The following is a 528-nucleotide window of genomic DNA, read 5'->3' on the forward strand; positions in this document are numbered from 1 at the left end:
CGCGCTCCTCGCCGACCGGATCGGAGGGAGTCGAGGTGGCGGCGAGGACGGTCGGCCCGGCGAGGAGCAGCACCCCCGTTCCGAGCGACGCCGCGGCGAGGGCCGACACGCCGATGCGCAGCAGCGCGGGCCGCAGGGCGGGCACAGTGCCGGGACGGGGAACCGGGAAGAGGATCAGGAGGAAGGCAGCTGCCGTGCCCGCGCCGAGGAGTCCGCCCTCGGGGCGCACCTCGACGACGGGACGTTCGACCGGGATCACGGCGAGCACGACGGCTGCGGCGGCCAGGAGCAGCACGACCAGTCCGGCGAGCAGCAGTGCGGCGCGGGGCGGCAGCGTTCCGCCCCGCAGACCGACGACCGCGACTCCCAGCAGAAGGAGCACGGCGACAGGTCGTGCCGCAGCCTCGAGCACCGAGTCGGCTGCCGTCAGCGCGATCGCGGCGGCGGCGAAGGCGCGGCCCGCGAGTCCGAGCCACTCGGACGAGGGGCCGTCGTGCACCGGGCGCCCGGCATCGGCGAGGCGCCAGC

At 76.7% G+C, this 528-nt stretch carries 1 protein-coding gene; it reads right to left on the bottom strand.

Going from position 1 to position 528, the window contains the following annotated elements:
* A partial coding sequence (locus ACH61_RS17765; RefSeq protein WP_201787636.1) for a hypothetical protein occupies positions 1 to 528 on the bottom strand: 528 nt, incomplete at both ends.

Source organism: Rathayibacter tanaceti, from assembly GCF_001634385.1.
GTDB classification, from domain to species: Bacteria; Actinomycetota; Actinomycetes; order Actinomycetales; family Microbacteriaceae; genus Rathayibacter; species Rathayibacter tanaceti.